The sequence below is a fragment of the Agrobacterium sp. LMR679 genome (assembly GCF_027157905.1).
Classification (GTDB): Bacteria; Pseudomonadota; Alphaproteobacteria; order Rhizobiales; family Rhizobiaceae; genus Agrobacterium; species Agrobacterium leguminum.
Genome location: NZ_JAPVOJ010000001.1, coordinates 1,323,298 through 1,347,368 on the forward strand (window position 1 = coordinate 1,323,298; position 24,071 = coordinate 1,347,368).

Annotated in this window: 23 protein-coding genes; 8 read left to right on the forward strand and 15 right to left on the reverse strand. The window is 60.2% G+C overall.

From position 1 onward, the window contains the following. Positions 1 to 83: 83 nt before the first annotated feature. From O3W47_RS06075 to O3W47_RS06090, 4 genes are all read left to right on the forward strand, one after another. A complete protein-coding gene (locus tag O3W47_RS06075) occupies positions 84 to 884 on the forward strand; it encodes an inositol monophosphatase family protein (RefSeq protein ID WP_035262908.1) in 801 nt (266 codons plus the stop codon). A 201-nt stretch (positions 885 to 1,085) separates the two neighbouring features. Then, a complete protein-coding gene (locus O3W47_RS06080; protein WP_003520359.1) occupies positions 1,086 to 2,102 on the forward strand; it encodes a hypothetical protein in 1,017 nt (338 codons plus the stop codon). Between the two features lie 2 nt (positions 2,103 to 2,104). Then, positions 2,105 to 3,136 carry a peptidoglycan -binding protein gene (locus O3W47_RS06085; RefSeq protein ID WP_003520358.1) on the forward strand — a complete coding sequence of 344 codons (1,032 nt, stop codon included), beginning with the start codon at positions 2,105 to 2,107 and terminating at the stop codon, positions 3,134 to 3,136. Positions 3,137 to 3,225: 89 nt separating this feature from the next. After that, the gene (locus O3W47_RS06090) at positions 3,226 to 4,872 is read left to right on the forward strand and encodes an FAD-binding dehydrogenase (RefSeq protein ID WP_269313235.1); all 1,647 of its coding nucleotides are present in this window, start codon (positions 3,226 to 3,228) and stop codon (positions 4,870 to 4,872) included. Between the two features lies 1 nt (position 4,873). Here O3W47_RS06090 and O3W47_RS06095 read toward each other — a convergent pair whose 3' ends face one another. Next, positions 4,874 to 6,673: an ABC transporter transmembrane domain-containing protein gene (locus tag O3W47_RS06095; protein WP_269313236.1), complete on the reverse strand. Its 1,800-nt coding sequence runs from the start codon at positions 6,671 to 6,673 to the stop codon at positions 4,874 to 4,876. Between the two features lie 260 nt (positions 6,674 to 6,933). On the opposite strand from O3W47_RS06095, the gene rpmE reads away from it, so the two are divergent. Further along, positions 6,934 to 7,155: a 50S ribosomal protein L31 gene (rpmE, locus tag O3W47_RS06100; RefSeq protein WP_003497640.1), complete on the forward strand. Its 222-nt coding sequence runs from the start codon at positions 6,934 to 6,936 to the stop codon at positions 7,153 to 7,155. Between the two features lie 154 nt (positions 7,156 to 7,309). On the opposite strand, the gene rcdA is transcribed toward rpmE, so the two are convergent. The 3 genes from rcdA to O3W47_RS06115 all read right to left on the reverse strand — a co-directional run bounded on the left by rcdA (position 7,310) and on the right by O3W47_RS06115 (position 9,707). Beyond that, positions 7,310 to 7,825 carry a protease adaptor protein RcdA gene (rcdA, locus tag O3W47_RS06105; RefSeq protein ID WP_269313237.1) on the reverse strand — a complete coding sequence of 172 codons (516 nt, stop codon included), beginning with the start codon at positions 7,823 to 7,825 and terminating at the stop codon, positions 7,310 to 7,312. Between the two features lie 404 nt (positions 7,826 to 8,229). Beyond that, positions 8,230 to 8,421, reverse strand: a complete 192-nt coding sequence (locus O3W47_RS06110; protein ID WP_003506186.1) for a DUF1192 domain-containing protein — start codon at positions 8,419 to 8,421, stop codon at positions 8,230 to 8,232. Then, positions 8,418 to 9,707, reverse strand: coding sequence for an MFS transporter (locus O3W47_RS06115; RefSeq protein ID WP_035262904.1), 1,290 nt, complete (start codon positions 9,705 to 9,707; stop codon positions 8,418 to 8,420). Before O3W47_RS06115 ends, O3W47_RS06110 begins: the two co-directional genes overlap by 4 nt. 137 nt (positions 9,708 to 9,844) lie before the next feature. On the opposite strand from O3W47_RS06115, the gene O3W47_RS06120 reads away from it, so the two are divergent. Next, on the forward strand, positions 9,845 to 10,000 hold the full coding sequence (locus tag O3W47_RS06120; protein WP_003520354.1) for a hypothetical protein: 156 nt from the start codon (positions 9,845 to 9,847) through the stop codon (positions 9,998 to 10,000). A gap of 89 nt (positions 10,001 to 10,089) precedes the next feature. On the opposite strand, the gene O3W47_RS06125 is transcribed toward O3W47_RS06120, so the two are convergent. Then, a complete protein-coding gene (locus O3W47_RS06125; protein WP_059755818.1) occupies positions 10,090 to 10,575 on the reverse strand; it encodes an Lrp/AsnC family transcriptional regulator in 486 nt (161 codons plus the stop codon). Between the two features lie 161 nt (positions 10,576 to 10,736). Between O3W47_RS06125 and O3W47_RS06130 the strand changes: the two genes are divergently transcribed. Further along, on the forward strand, positions 10,737 to 11,303 hold the full coding sequence (locus tag O3W47_RS06130; RefSeq protein WP_168208187.1) for a DNA-binding protein: 567 nt from the start codon (positions 10,737 to 10,739) through the stop codon (positions 11,301 to 11,303). Beyond that, positions 11,290 to 11,697 (forward strand): PPC domain-containing DNA-binding protein, encoded by a 408-nt coding sequence (locus O3W47_RS06135; protein ID WP_003520351.1) that lies wholly within the window; start codon positions 11,290 to 11,292, stop codon positions 11,695 to 11,697. Before O3W47_RS06130 ends, O3W47_RS06135 begins: the two co-directional genes overlap by 14 nt. Positions 11,698 to 11,735: 38 nt before the next feature. Here O3W47_RS06135 and O3W47_RS06140 read toward each other — a convergent pair whose 3' ends face one another. From O3W47_RS06140 to O3W47_RS06185, 10 genes are all read right to left on the reverse strand, one after another. Beyond that, positions 11,736 to 12,629 carry a PCC domain-containing protein gene (locus O3W47_RS06140; RefSeq protein WP_269313238.1) on the reverse strand — a complete coding sequence of 298 codons (894 nt, stop codon included), beginning with the start codon at positions 12,627 to 12,629 and terminating at the stop codon, positions 11,736 to 11,738. Next, complete coding sequence (locus O3W47_RS06145) at positions 12,626 to 13,384, reverse strand: SDR family NAD(P)-dependent oxidoreductase (RefSeq protein WP_269313239.1); 759 nt, start codon at positions 13,382 to 13,384, stop codon at positions 12,626 to 12,628. The genes O3W47_RS06140 and O3W47_RS06145 overlap by 4 nt, the downstream gene beginning before the upstream one ends. 50 nt (positions 13,385 to 13,434) lie before the next feature. Then, positions 13,435 to 15,060, reverse strand: coding sequence for an acyl-CoA synthetase (locus O3W47_RS06150; protein ID WP_269313240.1), 1,626 nt, complete (start codon positions 15,058 to 15,060; stop codon positions 13,435 to 13,437). Further along, positions 15,057 to 16,226: an acetyl-CoA acetyltransferase gene (locus tag O3W47_RS06155; RefSeq protein WP_269313241.1), complete on the reverse strand. Its 1,170-nt coding sequence runs from the start codon at positions 16,224 to 16,226 to the stop codon at positions 15,057 to 15,059. The genes O3W47_RS06150 and O3W47_RS06155 overlap by 4 nt, the downstream gene beginning before the upstream one ends. Further along, positions 16,223 to 17,080 (reverse strand): IclR family transcriptional regulator, encoded by an 858-nt coding sequence (locus tag O3W47_RS06160; protein ID WP_269313242.1) that lies wholly within the window; start codon positions 17,078 to 17,080, stop codon positions 16,223 to 16,225. The genes O3W47_RS06155 and O3W47_RS06160 overlap by 4 nt, the downstream gene beginning before the upstream one ends. 1 nt (position 17,081) lies before the next feature. Then, positions 17,082 to 17,885 (reverse strand): SDR family NAD(P)-dependent oxidoreductase, encoded by an 804-nt coding sequence (locus O3W47_RS06165; protein WP_170985920.1) that lies wholly within the window; start codon positions 17,883 to 17,885, stop codon positions 17,082 to 17,084. Between the two features lie 107 nt (positions 17,886 to 17,992). Next, a complete protein-coding gene (locus O3W47_RS06170; protein WP_059755806.1) occupies positions 17,993 to 19,003 on the reverse strand; it encodes a TRAP transporter substrate-binding protein in 1,011 nt (336 codons plus the stop codon). Positions 19,004 to 19,069: 66 nt separating this feature from the next. Beyond that, positions 19,070 to 20,947 (reverse strand): TRAP transporter large permease, encoded by a 1,878-nt coding sequence (locus tag O3W47_RS06175; RefSeq protein ID WP_269313243.1) that lies wholly within the window; start codon positions 20,945 to 20,947, stop codon positions 19,070 to 19,072. Positions 20,948 to 21,628: 681 nt separating this feature from the next. Further along, entirely contained in the window at positions 21,629 to 22,654 is a 1,026-nt protein-coding gene (locus tag O3W47_RS06180; protein WP_003523197.1) for a class I fructose-bisphosphate aldolase, read from the reverse strand. A 191-nt stretch (positions 22,655 to 22,845) separates the two neighbouring features. Further along, positions 22,846 to 24,048: a phosphoglycerate kinase gene (locus O3W47_RS06185; protein ID WP_269313244.1), complete on the reverse strand. Its 1,203-nt coding sequence runs from the start codon at positions 24,046 to 24,048 to the stop codon at positions 22,846 to 22,848. Positions 24,049 to 24,071: the final 23 nt, after the last annotated feature.

Genomic DNA, 24,071 nt, shown 5'->3' on the forward strand with positions numbered 1-24,071 from the left:
CAAACTTTCAATTCAAGAAAATAATGACGTGCCTGCCCGGTGAGCTTCCGGGCGGTTCGCAAGCTTTCCAGGAAACAACATCGATGGCCCGTTCAGCCCTTCTCAATGTCATGGTTCAGGCCGCCATCAAGGCGGGTAAGTCTTTGTCGCGTGACTTCGGTGAAGTGCAGAACCTTCAGGTCTCGGTCAAGGGACCGAGCGATTTCGTCTCGCAGGCGGACCTGAAAGCCGAGAAGATCGTGCGCGATGAGCTGATGAAGGCCCGCCCGACCTATGACTTCCTGGGTGAAGAAGGCGGCGAGGAAAAGGGCACGGACGGCGCACATCGCTGGATCGTCGATCCGCTGGATGGCACCACCAACTTCCTGCACGGCATTCCGCATTTCGCGGTTTCCATCGCGCTCGAGCGTAACGGTGAAGTCGTCGCAGGCGTGATCTTCAATCCGGCCACCGACGAACTCTACACTGCCGAGCGCGGCGGCGGTGCGTTCCTCAACGATCGCCGCATCCGCGTCGCTGCGCGCAAGGCGCTGACCGATTGCGTCATCGGCTGCGGCGTGCCGCATCTCGGCCGCGGCAATCACGGCAAGTTCCTGGTTGAACTTCGCCACGTCATGGGTGAGGCAGCCGGCATCCGCCGCATGGGTGCGGCTTCGCTCGACCTCGCTTATGTCGCCGCTGGCCGTCTCGACGGTTTCTGGGAAGCCGATCTTTCGCCCTGGGACATGGCGGCAGGTCTGGTGCTGATTCGTGAAGCCGGCGGTTTCGCCTCAGACATCAAGGGCGGCACGGATATCTTCGGCAGCAGCTCCGTCGCTGCCGGCAATGAATATATCCACAAGGCGCTCGTTGAGGTCGCCAACCGTCCCATTCCGGGCCGCTGATTGGTTTTCGGCGGAAAACCTGCCGTTTTCTGCAAGTTTTAGACGCCCGGCGAATATTCGCCGGGTGTTTTTGCTTTCCGTCATCCGGTTCAAGGCTGTTTTCGTGAAACGCCTGTGACGAAAGACCGGCTTTTCGCTTCAAATCGTCGCAATTTTCAAATAGCTTCCGCTGGATAGCTGACCAGAGGGAATGCGAACGTTATGGCGGATTCGGAGCTGCTCGATCTTGGCGTCGAGAAACCGGTGACCACACGGCAATACAGCCACAAGCTGTCCAGCCCGACACCGTTTCTCTGGACGATGGTTCTGTTTCTGATCCTCGTGGGCTTCCTGGCGGCCATTCTTTACCGGCAGGCACACACCGCCTTCATGACCAATCCGGGGCTCAACGGCTTCATTCTCGGCGTGCTGGCCATCGGCATCATTCTGGTGTTCACGCAGACGATGAGCCTGCGTTCCGAAGTTCGCTGGTTCAATGCCTTTCGCGCTGCCGGCAGCGTCGAAAAGGTCGGCCGTGCGCCCAAGCTGCTTGCGCCGATGAGCACGCTGATCGGCAAGCGCGGCGAAGTCCGGCTTTCTGCCGTTACGCAGCGGACGATCCTCGATTCCATCGCGACGCGCCTCGATGAGACGCGTGACACATCGCGTTATCTCGTCGGTCTGCTGGTGTTTCTCGGCCTGCTCGGCACCTTCTGGGGCCTGATCGGCACCATTGGCGCCATCAGCAATGTCATCCAGTCGCTCGATCCGAGCGCCGGCGACAGCAACGATATTCTCGGCTCCCTCAAGGCCGGCCTGACCGCGCCGCTGGCGGGCATGGGAACGGCCTTTTCCTCGTCGCTGCTCGGTCTTTCGGGTTCGCTGATTCTCGGCTTCCTCGATCTTCAGGCCGGTCGCGCCCAGAACCGTTTCTATACCCAGCTTGAAAACTGGCTTTCCTCGGTGACGGATACGACGGAAGGGCCGAGGGAGTTCAAGGGTGAACCCGGCGCCGTGGTCAGCACCGAGCGTTCGCTTGCGGCCATGACCAGCCTTGCCGAAGGCATTCAGGGCCTGGTCAAGAACATGCGCAGCGAACAGCAGATGTTGCGAGACTGGATCGAAGCGCAGCAGGAAGAATCGAAATCGCTCCGCCGCACGCTCGACCGGCTGTCAGCGCGGATCGACAGCGACACGAAATCTTCCGGACGCACCCGGCACGATAACGGGAGCGAGTAGCCATGGCGCTTGCGCGCAACCGCCGCCGCGACAGGGGTGTGGATTATTGGCCGGGTTTCGTCGATGCGCTGTCGACGCTGCTCATGGCCATCATGTTTCTGCTCACGGTCTTCGTGCTGGCGCAATTCGTTCTGTCGCGGGAAATCACCGGCAAGGACGAGGTGCTGACACGCCTCAACAGCCAGATTGCCGAACTGACCGAACTTCTGGCCATGGAAAAAGGCAACAAGCAGGATATTGAGGACGCGCTCGCGAGCCTGCAATCCACCCTTGCCGCATCCGAAAACGAGCGTTCCCGGCTGCAGGCGCTTCTCGATGCGGGATCTGGTAGCAATGCGAATGCCAATGCCCGGATCGGCAGCCTGACCGGTGAGCTGGACGAGCAGCGGCAGGCCAATTCCCGCGCCTCCGCACAGATCGAATTGCTCAACCAGCAGATTGCGGCGCTGAGAGCGCAGATCGCTTCCGTGGAAGCCGCGCTTCAGGCATCGGAAGCCAAGGACGCCTCTTCTCAGGTCAAGATCGCCGATCTTGGCCGCCGCCTCAATGTTGCGCTGGCGCAGCGGGTGCAGGAACTGAACCGTTATCGCTCCGACTTCTTCGGGCGGCTGCGCGAAATCCTGTCGGACCGCGAAAACATCCGCATCGTCGGTGACCGGTTCGTCTTCCAGTCCGAAGTGCTCTTCCCTTCCGGCGGCAATGAACTCAACCCGGAAGGGCAGGCGGAGATGGAGAAGCTGGCTGTCGCGCTACTCGATCTCGCCAAGGAAATTCCGGCGGAGATCAACTGGGTGCTGCGCGTGGATGGCCATACGGATAATGTCCAGCTTTCCGGTTCCGGCCGTTACCGGGACAATTGGGAACTTTCCTCGGCCCGCGCCACCTCGGTGGTGAAATTCCTGATCTCCAAGGGCGTGCCGGCAAACCGGCTGGTCGCCGCCGGTTTCGGCGAATATCAGCCGATTGCCGAAGGCGATACGCCGGAAGCACGGCAGCAGAACCGCCGTATCGAACTCAAGCTTACCGAGCGCTGAAATTGCGGACCGCGTCATCGCGGTTGCCTTCTGATGAAAGTAAATTTACGTTCGCGTAAAAGTAATTCCGTCATATCTGGGAGGGGCTGATGGAAGGCTATGATGTGATCGTTGTCGGCGCGGGGCTTGCCGGGCTGGTGGCGGCAACCGAGGCGGCTGAGCGGGGTTTCAGCGTCTGCGTCGTGGATCAGGAGGGCGAGCAGAACCTTGGCGGGCAGGCCTTCTGGTCGCTGGGCGGTCTGTTTTTCGTCGATAGTCCCGAACAGCGCCGGATGCGGGTGCGAGACAGTCTCGATCTTGCAAGACAGGACTGGTTCGGTTCGGCTGGTTTCGACCGTCCGGAGGATTATTGGCCGCGCCACTGGGCGCAGGCCTATCTCGATTTTGCTGCCGGTGAGAAACGCGAATGGCTGCACCGCATGGGCGTGCGCTGGTTTCCCATTGTTGGCTGGGCCGAGCGCGGCGGCAGCCTCGCCCATGGCCATGGCAATTCCGTTCCGCGTTTCCATGTAACCTGGGGCACGGGTCCGGGCGTACTTGCACCTTTCATCCGAAAGGCGAAGGCCATGGCGGCAACCGGCCGGCTGACTTTTCGCTTTCGCCACCGGGTTGATCGTCTGGAGATCGCCGACGGCCGGGTGACCGGCGTTTCGGGTGCGATTCTAGCGTCCGACCCGGTGCAGCGCGGGCAGGAGAGCAGCCGGGAAGAGCAGGGCGATTTTATCTTCGCCGCTGCAGCGGTCATCGTCAGTTCCGGCGGCATCGGCGGCAATCAGGAACTGGTGCGGCGCAACTGGCCGGTGGAACGGCTGGGCCAGCCTCCTGCCAGCATGGTCTGCGGTGTTCCCGCGCATGTGGATGGCCGCATGATCGCCATTACGGAAACCGCCGGCGGAGCCGTCATCAACCGTGACCGCATGTGGCATTACACCGAGGGCGTGAAGAACCACGATCCGATCTGGCCGGGTCACGGTATCCGGATCCTGCCCGGCCCCTCGTCCTTCTGGTGCGATGCGGATGGAAACCGCCTCGCCGCCCCCGCCATGCCGGGTTTCGATACGCTCGGCACGCTAAAAATGCTGGGCGAACGCGGCAGCGGCCATAGCTGGTTCATTCTGACCAAGGCGATCATCAAAAAGGAATTTGCGCTTTCAGGCTCGGAGCAGAATCCTGATCTGACCGGCAAGGATATAAGGCTGCTGCTCAAACGGCTGGGCAAGGAACCGCCGGGATCGGTGCGTGCCTTCATGGAACGCGGCGAAGATTTCGCCGTTCGGGATACGCTCGAAGAACTCGTGACGGCGATGAATGCCATCAGCGGCGACGACCGGCTGCATATAGACCATATCCGCCGGCAGATAGAAGCGCGCGACCGCGAAATCCAAAACGGTTTCAGCAAGGATGCGCAGGTAACGGCCATCCATGGCGCGCGCCGTTATCTCGGCGACCGGTTGATGCGGACGGCAAAACCGCACCGGTTGCTCGATCCGGCAATGGGGCCGTTGATTGCGGTGCGACTGCATGTGCTGACGCGCAAGACGCTTGGCGGCCTTCACACCGATCTTGAAGCAAGGGTGCTGGATGCTGCCGGCGCGCCGGTTCCGGGCCTTTATGCCGCCGGCGAAGTGGCGGGTTTCGGTGGCGGCGGCATGCATGGCTATAATGCGCTGGAGGGCACATTCCTTGGCGGTTGCCTGTTTTCGGGCCGCGTTGCGGGGCGCAGAGTGCTGGCGTGACCTAGGCCTGGGCGCGCAATTCGTCCGGCCCGGTCTGGAATTGCAGCCGGGCAAGCCGCGCATAAAGGCCGTTCTGGCGAATGAGGCTCTGATGCGTGCCTTCTTCGATGATACGGCCCTCATCCATCACCAGAATACGGTCAGCCTTCAGCACGGTGGCGAGGCGGTGAGCGATGACGATGGTGGTGCGGGTTTTCATCAACTCATCGAGCGCCTTCTGAACCAGCGTTTCGCTTTCCGCATCCAGCGCCGAGGTGGCTTCGTCCAGCAGCAGAATTGGCGCATTGCGCAGAATGGCGCGGGCGATGGCGATGCGCTGGCGCTGGCCGCCGGAAAGCGTCACGCCGCGTTCACCCACCTGCGTATCATATCCTTCGGTGAGACGTTCGATGAAGCTGTCGGCCTGTGCGGCGATGGCGGCGGCGCGCACTTCCTCGCGTGTCGCGTCAGGTCGGCCAAAGGCGATATTGTCGTGGATGGAGGAGGCGAATATCGCCACATCCTGCGGCACGATGGACAGCCGTGCGCGCAGATCGGCAAGGGTAACATCGCGAATATCCGTGCCATCGACGGTGATGCGGCCCTGCTGCGGATCGTAAAAGCGCATCAGCAGCGAAAAGACCGTGCTCTTGCCGGCACCGGAAGGTCCGACGATGGCGACGGTTTCGCCGGCGCTGACCTTGAAGGAGAGGCCGGAAACGATCGGCCGTCCTGCCGCGAGCGGATAGACGAAATCGACATTCTCGAATTCCGCCTCGCCGCGCGGCGGCTGCGGCATGGCGACGGGCGAGGTGGGTTCCGCGACGGGCGAGTGCTCGTTCAGCAGTTCGGAAAGCCGTTCCGCCGCGCCACCCGCCTGCGCCAGTTCACCCCAGACTTCCGAGAGCTGACCGAGACCGCTTGCCGCGATGACCGAATAAAGCACGAACTGGCCGAGCGTACCGGCCGTCATAGTGCCCGACAGCACGCTTTGCGCGCCATACCAGAGAATGCCGACGACGCTGCCGAAGACCAGCGCAATGGCGACGGCGGTGAGGATGGAGCGGGCGCCGATGGCGGCGCGTGCGCCCTGATAGGCGGCTTCCACGGAGGCGCCATAACGGGCATTTGCCAGCACCTCGGCATTAAAGGACTGCACGGTGCGGCTCGCCGCAATCGTCTCGGAAGCATAGGCCGCGGAATTGGCCAATGTGTCCTGCGTGGTGCGGGAGCGGGCGCGAACCGAGCGCCCGAAGGCGATCAGCGGAAAAACGATGAAGGGAATGGCAAGCAGCGCAAGGCCGGAAAGGCCGGGGCTGGTATAGATCATCATTGCCACAGCACCGCAGCACATGATGATATTGCGCAGCGCCACCGAGGCGGACGAGCCAAAAGCCGAGCGAATCTGCACGGTATCGGCGGTTAGCCGCGAGGTGAGTTCGCCCGATCGATTGCTATCGAAAAACTGCTGCGACAGGGTGGTGAGATGGGCAAAGACATCGCGGCGCAGATCGGCGACGACCCTTTCACCGATTGTCATGACGTAATAATAACGCATGGCGCTGGCGAGAGCGAGGACAACGGCAATCGCCAGAAGCATGGCGAAATAGCTGTTGATCATGCCGCCATCCGGCGTCTGGAATCCGTGATCGATGATGCGGCGCACGGCAAGCGGCAAGGCAAGTGTCGTGGCGGAAGAAAGCACGAGAGCGAAAAGGGCGGCCGCCATCAGGCCGCGATAACGCCGGAGATAGGGAAACAGGCCAAGAAGCGGCTTCAGGCTTCTTTGTTTCGCCGCTTTCTGCTCGTCAATGTCTGCCACGTCCTCTATGCTCCTCATTCCCTGCCGTTTTGGGCCTTTTGCGGGTGAATTTCCGGTGTACGGTAAAATTTCCGCCCCTTTGGCCATCTCCTTTCACAAGGGGATAGCAGGCTCTTGTTATCTGGGCGACCTTCATGTATAGGCTCCGCATCGAATTGGGAAGCCATAGCCCATCTGGTCTATGGCTTCATTTATTGAAATGGCTCAGTTGACGCAATTGCGGCAAATGGACCGCACGTCACTTAACCAGGAAGATTGTCATGAAGGCTGATATCCATCCCGATTATCACACGATCAAGGTGGTCATGACCGATGGCACCGAATACGAAACCCGCTCTACCTGGGGTTCGGAAGGCGCCGTCATGAACCTTGAAATCGACCCCAAGTCCCATCCGGCATGGACGGGCGGCAACCAGCAGCTTATGGACCGCGGTGGTCGCGTTTCCAAGTTCAACAAGCGTTTCGGCGGCCTCGGCCTCTGATCCTCTTGCGGACGGATCGTTTAAAAAAGCCCGGTTTTTCCGGGCTTTTTGTTGCCATTTTTCGGCGATGGCGCCCGCGCCCGCGTAGCACGCAAAAGAAAAAAGCAGGCCGGTGAGCCTGCTTTTCAAATTGTCCGGATAAGGTCGTCTTTTCTCAGTTGATCGAGAAAGCCGCGCGCAGAAGGTTGAGCTGCGCCTGCACGCTGTTTTCATTGTCCGGAACCTTGGCGGCTTCGGACGGGCGATAGATTTCGCGGTCGAGCAGGGCGATGCGGTTCTGGAGACGCAGCGAGCGCTCGATAAGATCGCGGAAGGACTCCGGCAGGTCGTTCCAGCCGGGTGCGTTGCGGTCGACGTTGAAGCTGTCGAGTCGCACCTTGTTCTTTTCGTTCAGAACCTGATCGCGCGTCATTTCGCCGTTGTTGACGGCGCGCTGCAGAAGCAGCCAGGAGGCCATCTGCATCAGGCGGGTGGTGAGGCGCATCGATTCCGCCGCATAAAGCACCGAGGCCATGCGCGGCAGCACCTTGGAGGCGGCGCGGCCGGCGCCGTCGAGATAACTTGCCGTTTCCTCAACCAGGGTCATGCCTTCGGTATAGAGGGTCTTGAACTGGTTGGAAGCGGCCGCGCGACCCGCAAAGCTTATGGTATTTAAAACCTGTTCCGACATTTTCTTTAAATCCCTGCTCACGCACCACACTGTCAGGCAACGACGACCCGGATATTTTGTTCCGGCCTTTAGTGTTTTCAGGATGGTATCTTTACCTGAAATGCGCAAGGCAATTATTAAAGAAGGGTTAATACCCACAGTTTTACGGAAACCGGCCAGCGGCAAAAAAAGAGCCGCGAAAGCGGCTCTCAAGGTAAAACAGGGAGAAAAATCAGACCAATTCGCCGTATGGAGAAGATGCCTGAGGTCCAGAAGAACTGGACATGTATAGTAATCTCTCAGAAAGCTTAATTTTTGGTTAATGGTAAACGAAAGACTGCCCCGTAATATTCATTTTCGGGCGCTGGCTGCGCCGTAGCTTACGGCAGCGGAAGTGCAGTCGTGTGTCTATTCTGCAGTGCGCATCAGGATCGGAAGAGATTTTCCGCCGCCTGCCTTCCGGCGGATTTCCGTGTCCTCTCCTCTTCGAGTCGGGTGATTTCGGCTTGCAGAAGATCGATACGGCTGCTCAGCTCGTCCACGGAAAGAAGGCTGAGATCGCCACCGATCTCATGCGCTGCCGGTTTTTGCGGACGGTCATCGTCAAAGAGGCTCATATGCCTGCTCCTTTTTCCACATAGTCGCCATCGTCGCCTGGATATTGCGGCGCGCGCGGGTCAAGCGCAATACTTTCCGGCGTAACGAGCGGTGAGGGCGTCGTTGGCATCATCGTCGAGAAATTGTCTTTTTCCTCGGTCGAAAGTGCTGCGCGCCGGCGGCTTCTGATGATGGCATAGGCGGTGATGAGCAGATGCGCCACAGCCGTCACCAGGAACAGCGCATAGGGGCCGAAATGGGTCATGATCGCGCCGCCGAGCGTCGGGCCGATGATGGTGCCGATGCCGTAAAGCAGTAGCAGACCACCGGAAACCTTGACGAAGTCTTCCGACGCGGCGAAGTCGTTGGCATGGGCCACGGCGATGGGATAGAGCGCATTGGCGGCGGCGCCATAAATGGCGATCATCGAAATCAGCACATAGACATCATGCGGCTGGACCACCGCGACAGCCAGGCCGGCGACAGCGCCAAGCCCGGCCAGCCCGGCCAGCACGTAGCGGCGGTCTATCCGGTCTGAAAGTCGGCCTGCGGGAAATTGCGCCAGCGCACCGACGAAAATCGTGACGGACACCATGATGGCGATCATGGTCGGGTCCAGCCCTGCCCGCGCACCGAATACGGCGCCGAGCGTACCGTAAGCGCCGTTGGCAATGCCGATCATCAGAATGCCGATGAAGGAAACCGGTGAGTTGCGGTAAAGGGCCGGCAGATCCAGCTTCACTTTCTGCAACGGCTGTGGGCTCGCCGCTTTCGAAAGCGTCGCCGGCAGAATGGCGATGCAATAGATGATGCCGCAGATCATGAACAGCGAGGTATTGCTGATATCGCCCATCGGCACGATCATCTGCCCCGCCACGACGCCGAGCAGCGTGATGGCGATGTAAAGCGAGAAGATCATGCCACGACTTTCATTGGTGGCGCGCTCGTTCAGCCAGCTTTCGATGATCATCGAGGTTCCGGCCGTGCAGAAACCGGTCAGCGCGCGCAGCGCGATCCATGAGGTATCATCGATAATAAGGCCGGTCATCAGCACAGTCAGGCACACCAGCGCCACGAAGGACCCGAATGCCCGCACATGACCGGCGCGGCGCACGATGGCAGGCGCGACAAAGCAACCGACGACGAAGCCCGCTGCCCAGGAGGTGCCCAGAAAGCCAAGAATTTCATTGGAGTAACCTTCCGCCGAACCACGCACCGGCAGCACGAGGCCCTGAAGGCCGTTGCCGAGAAAAAGAAACAGAGTGCTGGATAAAAGAGCGAATACGGGTAGAAGATTTCTGCTCATGAAAACACTCTCATGCGTTCGGACGGACGGTCGGACAGGTCATAGGACGGGCGTTACCCGAATGAGTTGCACTCTTCTGGTGAACGGTAAAAATGTCCAGCCTGTGACGATGCAGAAATAAAGAAAAGGCTCAATAAATGACGAAGGCGATCGGCCTTTTTTTACTGCTGGCCATGGTGGTCCAGATCATCCGGCCGCTTGGTCTGCCGGGCCTGAAAAAAAGAGGCGATTGCTGGAAGATCGCGGTTGCCGCCTTTGTCATCTGGTCGGTGACGCTGCTTCTGCGCCCGTAACGAAAAAGCCGCCCGTCGGAATGGTTTCAAAGGCTGGCAAAGTGCAAAAACCTCTCCACCGTACCATTCCTGTCCCCGGTCAGACCCATTCAGCCAGATGGAGGCTCGGCATCGGGCACGACTGACAATGTGTGCTTGAGGCACTTAAGTGCGAAACAGGAGCGGGAATGGCGCACACCCTCGATTTTGTAAAGCTTGCGGCGCAGAAATTGCTCGTAGCCTGCGGTTCCCGCCACCGCCACCTTGATGAGATAATCATATTCGCCGGTTGTCAGATAGGCTTCCAGCACTTCGGGAAGAGCGGCCATGGCTTTACCGAAACGTTCCAGAACCTCATCGTCGTGACGTTCCAGCATGACCTCGATGATCACCGTCTCGGTCAGTCCCAGATGGGCCTGATCGAGAATGGCGGTATAGCCGCGAATGACCCCTTCGTCTTCCAGCCGCTTGACGCGCTGCCAGCAAGGGCTGGGCGACAGCCCCACCTTTTCCGATAGTTCCGTATTGCTCAGCCTGCCGTTCTCCAGCAGGGCCCGCAATATTTTGCGGTCAATTCTGTCCAGCGGCTTCGTCATGCCGGCCTCCCTGAAATATATCGCAAAAAAATCTGCCGTCCGTGGGGCCGCTCGCGAAAGAAGTGTTTTCCGAAGAGCACTTTGGCGGCGCCATTCGAAAGCACCTTTGGCTGGTCTTTGAGTACCGTACTGCAAGGTACAGGCAGCAGGGAGGAGCAGGCATGGCACCCACACGGCAACAGCATTTTCCAAGGCCGAGAACGCTGATACACCCCGGTATTTCTTCGCCGGTGCGTATCAACAGCCTGCGCTCGCCATCTGCGCGCCATATGCGGCTGTTCATCGCGCCGGGGTGCAGCCTCTACGATGGCATCGTGCGGTCTTTGGCCGAAAACGGCATTGAAAATGCCTCTTTGACCATTCTCGGCGGTTATTTCGACATCCTGTCCTATTGCGTGGCCCCACCCGATCCTTCCGGCAGGGCGGTCATCGCCTATACGAAACCCATCGATGCCGGGGCGGCCTGGCTGGTTTTCGGCAACGCCACGCTGGGGCGGAGCATGAAGGGCGAGCCGATCGTGCATTGCCATGCCGCCATGCGGACTGCGGCGGGTGTGGTCAAAGGCGGCCATTTGCTGACGGAATCCTGTATCGTCGGAGAAGGCGGCATTTCCGCACTTGTGACCTCGCTCGACAGTTTCGTGCTGCAGCAGTCCTTCGATCCCGAAACCAATATTCCCCTTCTTCAACCCAGGAACCGCACGGAGCGCGCCGATGAACACGCATAACACTGTCGAATCCGGCTCCATGGGCCGCGTGGCCTATGCCCGCATTGCGCCCAATGAAGACCTCGTGCTCGGCGTCGAGAAACTGTGTCTGGCCGAAGGTTTCCGCAACGCCTTCGTGCGCGGCGCGCTGGGCAGTCTGGTGGATGCGTGCCTCGGCACCCGCAGCGGCGCGTTTTTGCAGATAAGCGGTCCTGCCGTTGAAATCGTTTCGATTGCCGGTGAGGTGCGCGCCCAGCCGGATGGCTCCCTGCGCGCCGCGCTGACCGGCGTTGTCGCCGATACCGATGGCGCGGTTTACGGCGGTCCCTTCATCGCCGGCGCCAACCCGGTGTGCATGACCTTCGAGGTGACGCTGGAAGAATGGTTGCCTGCGGAAAAGCCGCAAGCGGCGTGAGGTACGGTAAGGCGGGCGGTGGAGTTGCACGGCGCAACTCATGCGGCCGCCCCCTGTCTTTCGGTCAGAAGCAGTTCGAAAGTGACGCAGACCGGGTTTTTGCCGCGCACCAGCCGCCCGCCGCTGATCTGCGTGGTAAGATCGACCATCGCAATATCCAGCATTGCCCGTTCGCCACCCGTGGCGGCGGGGTGGATGCGGCCATTGCGGATGAGGATTTCGCTGGCATAGGCGGTGAGACTTGTTCCGTCTTCATAATCCGCGCCGATCAGGCTGCCGATACCATTGACCTCGGCCTCCCGCAGGTCGAATTGTCTGCAGGCGGCTTCAAGCGCCGTGCAGATATCGGTATTGGGCCGCACTGTGCATAGCAGCGCCCGGAGCCCCGCATCTTTCCGGTTGCGCGGCTGCGCGATGGGCGTGAAGAGGGGGAAATTGGTTTCCTCATCCTTCTGCACGTCCAGAATTGCGCCATTCAGCGCCAGCGCCACAAGCGGCGTTTCCCCGGCAAATTCGGACTCCAAAGGCAGCAGGTGCCCCATGGATAGAACGCCTTCGGTACTTTTCCACGAACCATGGCAGTGCAGGAACGGCCGACCGTCGCGCCGCCCCATATGCAGGCCGGCATCGATGATCGTGCCTCCCGGCATGGAGAATGTTTCGCTATACCAGGCGGCATGGGCGTCATCGGGTGCGGCTGCGGGCATCACATAGTGCAACCGCTTCATCGGCACGTTTTTCAGTCTGACATAACCGCCATCGAAACCCTGTTCGACAAAGGCCTCGGCAATCGCCTGGTTGACGCAGACACCGGGTTTGGCATTCAGCGTGACAGGGTGGGCGTGGCAGCCGACGACGCGGAAGCGTTCGGGTGTTGCCGGCCCCGGATGGGCGATGCTGCGCGGAAGCCCCTCCGGGGGCATCGTCGTCATACCGCAAGCCCTGCGGTAATGAAGCCGCCATCCACGGCCAGCACCTGTCCGTTGATGTAGCTCGCGTCGTCCGACACAAGGAAAGCCACGGCAGAGGCAATCTCGTCCGTCCTGCCATAGCGATGCATGGGAACGCGGCTGTGCCACTGGCTGCGAACATTCTCCGTATGAACCGCCTGGGTGAGGGGGGTATCGACGGGGCCGGGCGCAATCGCATTGACGCGAATGCCAGATTGCCCGAGCTCGTTTGCCATAACCATCGTCAGAAGATTGACGCCGCCCTTTGAAGCGCCATAGGCGCTGCGGCCACGATTGCCGCACATGCCGGAAACCGAGCTGATATTGACGATCGAACCGGAAATTGCGCGATCCAGCCAGTAACGCGCGGCGGCGCGGGCCACGGCGAAACTGCCGACGAGATTAACGTCAACGATACGACGGAACTCTTCCACGCTGGTATCGACGGAAAGCTTGTCGATACCGATGCCGGCACTGTTGACGACGGCCACCAGATCAACGGCATGATCGGTGCCGCCTGCCGTCAAGGCGGCGAAAGCTTCCTCTATCGACGCTTCATCCGCCACGTTGCAGACGATGCCGCGCGAAGCATCGATGCCAAGTTTTTCGCAGGCGGCATCCAGCGCCTCACGCTTGAGATCCAGTAGCCATGGCTGCCAGCCGCGCGCCATCAACAGCTGCGCCGTGGAAAAGCCGATGCCGGATGCGCCGCCGGTGATGGCGACAGCGCCTTTCATCTCTCTCGTCCTGTGTCATACCGTCTCCTCCCGGTTATGCGTTACGGCCTTCAGCCGGTCAGTTTTTCCTCGAAAACGGGCATCTGGCCGCGCTTTTCCAGCTCCTCGCGGATCATCTTCTTGGTGATCTTGCCATAGGCGGATTTCGGCATCGCATCCCAGAACACAACGGCTTTCGGCAGCTTGTAACGGGCCATCTTGCCGTCGAGATAGGCTTTCAGGTCGATGCCGGCGATATCCGCGCCCTCCCGCGCCACGCAGACGGCGACGCCCACCTCGCCCCAAACCGCATCCGGCACGCCCAGAACCGCTGTCTCGCTGATATCCGGGTGCATGAGGATTTTCTCCTCAATCTCACGCGGATAGATGTTCGAGCCGCCGGAAATATACATGTCGGAGGCGCGGCCGGTGATGTAGACAAAACCGTTCTCATCGCGGTGACCAAGATCGCCGGTGCGGAACCAGCCGTTGCGGAAGGCTTTGGCATTGGCGTCGGAATTATCGTAATAACCCGCGAAAACCGCCGGGCCGATCACGCAGATTTCGCCGGTTTCACCGGCCTGAAGCTCCTCGCCCGCATCGTTCTGGATTTGCACTTCCATGCCGGTGCGGTCGAAGCCGCAGGTGCCGATCCGCGCCTCCGGGCCGTCCTCGGCGGCGTGGAAGGAGGGCGGCAGCACGGTGATGTTGCCGGTCACTTCGCCAAGGCCGAAATATTGCACCAGCACCGGGCCGAGCTTGGCAAGCGCCCGTTTCTGATCGGCGCGATACATGGGCGCACCGGCATAGATGACGTAGCGCAGCGAGGAATGATCGAAACGATCCACGGAAGGGTCTTCGATCAGCATTTTCAGAATGGTCGGCACGGTGAAGGCATTGGTGATGCGCCATTTCTCGATCAGCGCCCACACCGCAGGCACATCGAGTTTTTCCGCAGCCGGAAGCACCGTTTTTGCCCCATGCGCCACCTGCACCAGCTGGTGAATGCCCGCGCCATGCGAAAGCGGCGCAACGACGATGGAAGCGTCGCCCGGTCCGGTGCCGGGCATCAGATCGCAAAGATGGTTGGTGATGACGAAGGCCATCTGGCCATGGGTCAGTACCGCCGCCTTGGGTCGACCGGTGGTGCCGGAGGTGAAGAAGAACCAGCAGGGATCGTCCCGATCCACCGCCTGGCTTTTGACTTTCTGGCCCAGATGACGGGCCACGATGGCATCGTAGTCCTCGCCGAATTCGGCCGTGCCAATGGCGATGGTGAAATCGATCGCGGTTGTCTCCCGGCTGGCCCTTGCATGCTCGGGAAAAGCGCTGGCGCAGATCATGCCGCGTGCGCCGCTGGCTTTTGCGAGATAGGCCACCTCATCGGGCGACTGGCGATAATTGGTCGGCACCCACACCGCGCCCACGCGGAAGCAGGCGAACATGGATTCGAACATCTGGTTGTTGTTGGAAGACTGCACCAGAATGCGGTCACCTTTCCGGACACCGAATTCGGTTACCAGCGCCAGCGCCATGGCATCGACGCGGGCGTCCATTTCAGCCCATGTCCAGGTCTTGTCACCCCATACGAAGCCGATGTCGGCGGGGTTTCGGCGCGCTGCCTGGGTCAGGAAATGCGCAAGATTCATGACCCGCGTGGTCGAAGGCGCAACCCCGCCCGGAGGATGTATCGTCATTTCACGCGCTCCATGATCGAGACATAGTTGGCAACCGCAGTTCCCCCCATGTTGAAAACACCGGCGAGCGAGGCGTCGGGGATCTGCATGTCGCCCGCTTCACCCATCAATTGCATCGCCGCCATGACATGCATGGAGACCCCGGTTGCCCCGACCGGATGCCCCTTGGATTTCAGCCCGCCGGAGGGGTTGATCGGCAGGCGACCGGTTTTCAGAGCCGTGCCTTCGCGCACCACCCGGTGGCCTTCACCGGGCTTCGCCAATCCCATCGCCTCATATTCAATGAGTTCGGCAATGGTGAAGCAATCATGAGTTTCGACGAAGGAAAGGTCGTCGAGCGTTGCGCCTGCGAGTTCCAGCGAACCTGCCCAGGCGCGGCGCGCGCCCTCGAAGGCCAGCGGATCGCGGCGGCTGAGCGCCAGAATGTCATTGACATGCTTGCGGCCCCTGAAACCGATGGCCCGGTTGAGTGTCGCCGCGGTTTCCTCGTCGGCCAGAACGATGGCGGCAGCGCCATCGGAAATCAACGAGCAGTCGGTGCGGCGCAGGGGGCCAGCGACATAAGGGTTCTTCTCCGATACCGTATTGCAGAAATCGAAGCCGAAATCCTTGCGCATATGGGCATAGGGATTGACCGCGCCATTGGCGTGGTTCTTGGCGGCGATCATCGCCAGTTCTTCCGAGCGATCGCCATAGCGCTGGAAATAGGCCTGTGCTATGCGTCCGAACTGGCCGGCAAAGCCGCCGGAAATATCGGCTTCCTCAGCACGGTAGCAGGCGGATAGCAGGATTTCACCCACCTCGGCGGTTGGCAGCGCCGTCATTTTTTCGGCGCCGACAACGAGCGCGATGCGTCCACGCCCGGCCTCGATGAAATCCATGGCGCTGTAAAGGGCGGCCGATCCCGTCGAGCAGGCATTCTCGAAACGCACGGCGGGCGTATAGGCGAGGCGCTCATCGCCCATGGCCACCAGCGCGCCCTGAAAATCCTGTTTCGAGAAACCGTTATTCATAACGCCAACGAAAATGCCGTCGATATCGCCGACATCGACACCCGCGTGCTCGATAGCCGGTGTTACGACCGAAGCCATCAGTTGCTCAGTATTTTCAAGGGTCGATTTGCCGAAAGGCGAATGCGCCCAGCCAACGATCTGCGCTTTGCTCATTTGCTCGTTCTCCTTGTTTGCCGTTTCACGTCGCCTTCGCCGCGCGTGCGGGCGCGGCTGGCCATCATTTCCGCAATGCGTGTCTCGATGCGCGTCACTTCCTCGCGCAGCAGGGCCGCCAGTTCCGGCTGGCGCTCCGGCCGCATGCGGCTGTCGACGGCGGCAATGCTTAGCGCCCCCGCCACTGCGCCATCCGGCGTTCGGATGGCGACACCGATACCCCAGGAATTGGAGAGGATCAGACCCGGATTGAGCGAATAACCATTGGTTCGCGTCAATTCGACATCGCGGCGCAGTCCGTCCAGCGTGATGCCGGGATAGTTCGCGGCAATCAGCCCGCTATTGGCGGCAATGACGCTTTCCACCTCGGCATCGGGCAGCGCCGCCAGCATGGCGAGCGATCCCGCGCCAATGCCCAGCGGGTGCTCGAAACCGGCCTGAAGCGCGTGGGTGCGCACCGGCCAGGTGCCTTCTTCGCGATAGAGGCATAATGCGAACGTGTCGCGACGCACGGAAAGGAAGCTCGAATCCTCTGTCCGGCGGGAAATGCGCGTCAGACTGTCCTGGGCCATCTGCAGCAAGCCGAAACGGCGCGATGACAGGCTGCCGAGCACATAGGCTTCCTCGCCCAGATAATAACGCCGCGTTTCCTCATCCTGCTCCACCAGGCCTGCGCGGATCAGCGCCAGCAGCAGGCGGCGGGCCGTGGGCTTGTTCAGCCCGCTTTCGGTGACGATGACCGAAAGCGCCACACCGCGTTCGGCATGACGCCCCACCATGGAGAGCAGCCCTAGCGCCCGGTCTACCGCGCGTGCGCCTGTCAGGTCGTTTTCCATCGGGATCATCGTGGCCATATCAGGAAAACGCTCCCACCGCACAGCTTTGCCCGCCATCGACCGGCAGGCAGATGCCGGTGATGAACTTGGCTTCATCGGATGCCAGAAAGACTGCCGCGCGGGCGATATCGAAGGCATCGCCCATGCGGCCGACCGGGACTGCGGCATTGCGCGCCGCCACCATATCCTCGACGGAGGCATATTGATTGCTGATCTGCTTGTAGATCAGCGGCGTGTCTATCATTCCGGGCAGAACGCAATTGGCGCGAATGCCCTGGCGGGCATATTGCATGGCCAACGCCACCGTTGCCTGGTTTACGGCGGCTTTCATGGCGTAATAGGCAAAATAGGGATAGCCGGTCCAGCGAATGGAGGCGAGCGATGAGATGTTGACGATGGCCCCACCGCCCTGCGCCAGCATCACCGGCAGTACCGCCTTGGCGGTGCGATAAACGGAGCCTATATTGAGATCGACCGAGGCTCGAAAACGTTCCTCATCCAGCTCGACCGGGCCGCCCATATGGGTCACGCCGACATTGTTGTGCAGGATATCGATGCCGCCGAAGACCTCGCAGGTCCGCGCGACCGTGGCAGATACGGAATCGAGTTCCGTGACATCGGCAGCAACCGCAATCGCCTCGAAACCTTCGCCGCGAATGATCTGCGCGGTTTCCTCGGCCGCGTCAGCCGAAAGGTCGACACAGGCCACGCGTGCGCCTTCGCGGGCAAATTGCACGGCCGCAGCCTTGCCATTGCCAAAACCCGGACCAGATGATCCTGCGCCAAAAACTATGGCGCGTTTTCCCGTCAGGCGACCTGTCAAAACAGTCTCCATTACAATCGTCAGAAATAGTCGGGTCGGCCCCGCTAGAGTGTTTCTACTTTTCCTGGAAATGCTCTCAAAGCGGGGCCAGCTATTCAGCGGACCGATCAGGTCAGGCTGGCGCCAACGGCCTTTTCGAGAATGGCCCAGGCTTCGTCGCCATATTTGCCCTTCCATTCGGAATAGAAACCGGCTTCCTTGAGAGTTGCGCGGAAGAGTGAGGCGTCGGTGTCGTTGAAGGTCATGCCCTTGGCAATGAGGTCTTCCTTCACCGAGGCATTGAGCTTCGCCACATCGGCCCGCTCGTCCTTGCCGGCCTGATTGAGGTTTTTGGCAACGATGGCGCGCAGGTCATCCGGCAGGCGCTCCCAGGCGCGCTTGTTCGCCAGGAACCAGAAGCCGTCCCACATATGGTTGGTGACCGAGCAGAATTTCTGCACTTCGAACAGCTTGGCGGTGGAAATGATCGCCAGCGGGTTTTCCTGGCCATCGACAACGCCGGTCTGCAAGGCGGTGTAGACTTCAGCGAAATTGATCGAGGCTGGGGCCGACTTGAAGGCCTTGAACATCGAGGTCCAGAGCGGGCTTACCGGCACGCGGATCTTGAAGCTTTCGAGATCGGCCGGCGTGGCGATGGGCTTCGAAGCGCTGGTGATCTGGCGGAAACCGTTATCCCAGATGGTGTCCATGGCAACGAGGTTCTGTTTGGCGATTTCGCCGCGGACATATTTGCCGAGATCGCCGTCCATGGCCGCCCAAACCGAATCGTAGTTCGGGAAGGCGAAGCCGATGCCGCTGATGGATGCATTCGGCACCAACGTCGACAGGATCAGTGGCGAAAGCGTAAAGAATTCAACGCCGCCCGAGCGTACCTGGCTCAACACATCGGTATCGGCACCCAACTGGCTGCTGGGGAAGATGTTGATCATCACCTGGCCGTCGGTTTCCTTCGCGATACGGTCGGCCGCTTCCTTGGCGCGGATGTTCATGGGGTGCGCGGCAGGCAGGTTGTTGGCATATTTATAATTGAATTGCGCAGCGCGGGCGCGCGACACAAAAGCGGTGGCAAGAACGGCAGAACCGGCGCCGGCCAACACGGTACGTCTGTTGATATTCATTGCTTTCTCCTCCCAAAATAAAAGCATGTGTCATTCATCGGCGTGGCGGGTGGACCCGCCACGGTCTTAGAGCAGAATTGTCGAGAAGCCCGGAACTGCCGCAATCAGCAGCAGACCGATGACCATGGCTGCGAGATAGGGCCAGATGGCGCCCATGGCCTCATCAGGCGAAACATTGCCTATCTTGCAGGCGATATAGAAACCGATGCCTATGGGCGGCGCCATCAGGCCGATATTCATGGCGACCACGACCACCATCGAATAATGGATGTCGTTGATGCCAAGCGTGCGGGCAATGGGGAACATGATCGGTGCGAGCAATACGATTGCCGGCAGGCCTTCCAGCACGCAGCCGAGGATCATGAAAATCAGGATCGATACGACCATATAGGTCATCCAGCCGCCCGGCAGATCGGTGATCATCGCGGTCAACTGGAAAGCAAAGCCGCTCTGCGTCAGCCCCCAGGCCATGGCCGAGGCGCAGCCGAGGATCAGCAGGATCGCCCCGGAAAGGGCGGCCGTCTCCACCAGCATGGAATAGAGCTTTTTGAGGCTGATGCCGCCATAAAGCACCGCACCGATAATCATCGCATAGAGCACAGCGATGGTGGAAACCTCGGTTGCCGTCGCCACGCCGCCGCCGACCAGACTGCGGATGAGGAAGGGCAGAACCAGTGCAGGTGCTGCAACCAGGGCCGCCTTGCCGACCAGCGGCCACGGGGTGCGTTTTGCGCCTTCCATGTTTTCATGCCGCGCCTTCCAGCGGGCCAGAACGGCCAGTACCAGAAGCAGCACCATGGCGATCATGAAGCCGGACGTGAACAGACCGGCAATCGACACACCCGCCGCCGAACCGAGAACGATCAGCACGATGGAGGGCGGAACCGTATCGGCCATGGCGGCGCCGGTGGCGAGCAGCGCAATCATTTCCTTGGGCTTGTGGCCACGGCGCTTCATTTCCGGAAACAGCGCCGGTGCAACCGTCGCCATATCCGAAACCTTGGAGCCGGAAATGCCCGAGACCAGAAACAGCGAGCCGAGCAGCACATAGGACATGCCGGCGCGAATATGGCCGAACATCGAGGATAGCAGCTCGACAATCGCCTTGCCCATGCCGGTGGCATCGAGCACACAGCCCAGCAGCACGAAAACCGGAACCGACAGCAGAATGATGCCCGACATGCCCTCGTCAATGCGCCCGATCATCACGATGGTCGGAACCCAGGTGGTAAAGGTCAGGTAGGCGAGAGTTCCAAGACCAAAACAGAAGGCGATCGGTACGCCCAGCACCAGAAACACCGCCACGAACAGGCCGAGGAAGATTGCCAGATTGAAATTGCCGAAAGTTTCGAGCGTCGGCGATGCCAGATAGAACAGGCCGGAGGCGACCGCGACGGTGACAACGGCTGCGATGATGTCCCGCAGATTTTCCCTGCGGAAGAGATTGTTGAGGACCAGCAGCAGCATCAGACAGGCGCCAACCGGCAAGGCCGCGGCGCGGAAGGACATTGGAATATTCAGCGCTGCCGAGGTGACGACCCATTCCTCGATGGCATATTCTATCGCCGGCTTGATAATCGCCGCAAGAAATGTCGCTACCAGCACGAGCGCGAGCGAGTTGACATAGCCCAGAATGCGCTGCGGAAACATGTTGAGAAACAGCGTCAGTCGCAGGTGTTCGCTGCGATCGATGGCAATTGCCGCACCCAGCATGGCAAACCACAGGAAGCTCAACGACGCCGTTTCATCGATCCAGACGATTGGCAAATGCAGGGCATAACGCGATGTCACGCCCAGCAGAAGCAGGCCGATCATCACCGCCAGCAGCACCGCCGCCACGGCCTCGACGGGTCGCATGAACCACGAGCCTGTTACCGGCCCCGTATGCAACAGCTCTCCGTCGAGTACAAATACGTCGTCATTCGCGTTTGCGGTCATGGTCATCGGGGCCTCCTCTCCCACAGAACAACCTTCGCAACGGACTGCGGCAGACAAAGAGGATTATCCGCGTCCAGGCCAATATCATGACTGACGCATCAGGATATATCTGTCATTGCCAGACCGGCCAGACCCCTCCAAAAGCCTGAAACTAGCGGTATATTGCCTCCACAATATGGACCGTTAAAAAACTATGCATTCGGGATACACAGGAAAAGTGCCGAAATCAACTGTATAAATGCAGTATTGCGTGGTTTTCATCGCATGTTTATAGGTCCACATAGTGGATCATACTATAATTGATTGAAATTTATCTGTGATGTAACGAGCGCGCAGCAATTCTTGGGGCTTTTCGAGAGCCCGTCGAGATGAAAGCGCTTGTGATGCCGGGCGATCCGGGTGGTCTGGCGTTATGCGCTGGAGAAAGTCGGGGAGGGCATCCGCTGTCTATTGCGGCAATGACGGTCATAAAGTCGCCAGGTCGCATGACTTGAGCGGATAAGGCTGCCCATGGTGGGCATGCTTCCACGCAGGTAGCGATGCACAATCAAAACGGTTGAGAATTATCAGTCAGGTAAAATGAAAGAAGATTGGGTCCGGGTGACGGAATATGGATGATCTTGCTTTATCAAACGCAGCAGCCGCCCGTTGGGGCGGCTGCTGTTTATCGGATGTTCTCTGTCAGCCTCAGGCTGCCTTTTCGAGTTCCTGCTTCCAGTTGCCCTTGGCGGCGAGGCTGTTCATCGCGGCGCGGTGCGTGAAGGCGCGCTGGCCGGCGGCGACATTTTCCTGCTTGCCGCCCCATGTCTTGAGGGCCGTATCCTGAAGCGCGCGGCCGTAGGAATAGGTCAGAGACCAGGGCAGGTCGTAACCGGCATTCATGGCGGAGAGATGCGCCGTCGCCTCTTCGGAGGACTGGCCGCCGGAAAGGAAGGCGATGCCCGGAACGGCGGAAGGCACGGTCGCCTTCAGAACCTTCACGGTCTTTTCCGCCACTTCCTCGACGGAAGCCTTGCGGGCCTTCTTGCCGTCGATGATCATGTTCGGCTTGAGGATCATGCCTTCAAGGTTCACGCGGGCGTCGAACAGGTCCGCGAAGACGGTCTGGAGAACCCATTGCGTGACTTCCGCACAGCGGTCGATGTCATGCGTGCCCGGCTCGCCGTCCATCAGCACTTCGGGTTCCACGATCGGCACGATATCCGCCTGCTGGCAGAGGGCGGCGTAACGGGCGAGCGACTGGGAGTTTGCCTTGATCGAACCCCAGCTCGGACGCTGCTCACCGATGGTGATGACGCCGCGCCACTTGGCGAAACGCGCGCCGGCCTCATGGTACTTGCGCAGACGCTCGTAAAGACCGTCGAGGCCTTCGGTGATGAATTCATGCGGGTGGAAAGCCATCGGCTTGGCGCCGATATCCACCTTGATGCCCGGCAGGCTGCCGGCCGCCTTGATGATATCCACGAAAGGCGTGCCGTCGGCGGCCTTCTGGAACAGGGTCTCTTCATAAAGGATGACGCCGGAGATGTATTTCTTCATGGCGTCGTCGGAACGGAACAGCATCTCGCGATAATCGCGGCGGGCGGTCTCGGTGGACTCCAGATTGATGCTGTCGAAACGCTTTTTGATCGTTCCCGTGGATTCGTCGGCGGCGAGCAGGCCCTTGCCGTCGGCGACCATTTTGATTGCGATGTCTTCGAGACGTTCGGTCATTTGCTATTCTCCCAAGGCACAATAAATTTCCGATAACAGAAGTTCCAGGGCAGGGAAATGGCACGCTAACTCATTGAAACGATTGAAATGATTTCAATCGTTTGAAACTTTTCCTCCCGGTGCCGCTTACCAAAAAGCAAGGCCGGACAAGCATGGCTTGTCCGGCCTTGTGTCAGGCAAGTAAGGTGAGTTTACTTGGCGGCGGTCAGGATGGCAACGCCCGGCAGTTCCTTGCCTTCCATCCATTCGAGGAAGGCGCCGCCGGCCGTCGAAACATAGGAGAAATCCTCGGAAACGCCGGCGTGGTTGAGGGCGGCAACGGTATCGCCGCCGCCGGCGACGGAGACGAGCTTGCCGGCCTTGGTGCATTCCGCCGCGTGTTTTGCGGCAGCCACGGTCGCCGCGTCGAAGGGTTCGATTTCGAAGGCGCCGAGCGGGCCGTTCCAGACCAGCGTTTCGGCGCGGGAAATCCAGGCCTTGATGCTTTCAACCGATTTTGGACCGACATCGAGAACCATGGCATCCGTGGGAATGGCGTTGATGTCGACGATTTCATTGGCGGCACCGGCCTTGAATTCGCGGGCGACGACGCCGTCCTCCGGCAGCACGATGGCGCAGCCGGATGTTGCGGCCTCGATCATGATCTGCTTTGCGGTCTCGGCGAGATCATGCTCGCAAAGCGATTTGCCGACCTGCGCGCCGCGGGCGGCGAGGAAGGTGTTGGCCATGCCGCCGCCGATGACGAGGGCATCGACCTTCTTGACGAGGTTCATCAGCAGATCGATCTTGCTCGAAACCTTGGCGCCGCCGACGATGGCGACGACCGGACGGACTGGCTGGCCGAGGCCCTTTTCCAGGGCCTCAAGCTCGGCCTGCATGGTGCGGCCGGCATAGGCCGGCAGGTGGCGTGCAAGGCCTTCGGTGGAAGCGTGGGCGCGGTGGGCGGCGGAGAAGGCGTCGTTCACATAGATATCGCCATTGGCTGCCAGAGCTTCGACGAAGGCCGGATCGTTCTTTTCCTCGCCTTTGTGGAAACGGGTGTTTTCCAGAAGCAGGATATCGCCATCGTTCAGTTTCGCGACTGCATCCGCCGCAGGTGCGCCGATGCAGTCGGCTGCGAAGGAAACGGCATGATCCAATACTTTCTCGACGGCAGGCACGATCTGGGAAAGCGACATATCGGCCACCGGTTCGCCCTTAGGACGGCCGAAATGGGCAAGCAGAATGACTTTCGCGCCCTTGGAGGACAGTACCAGAATGGTCGGCGCAACGCGTTCGATACGGGTTGCGTCCGTTACCTTGCCATCCGCGACCGGCACGTTGAGATCAACGCGGACGAGAACGCGCTTTCCGGCAATGTCGTTGAGGTCGTCGAGGGTCTTGAAAGCGGGCATAGATCGATCCTGATTTGTTGCGA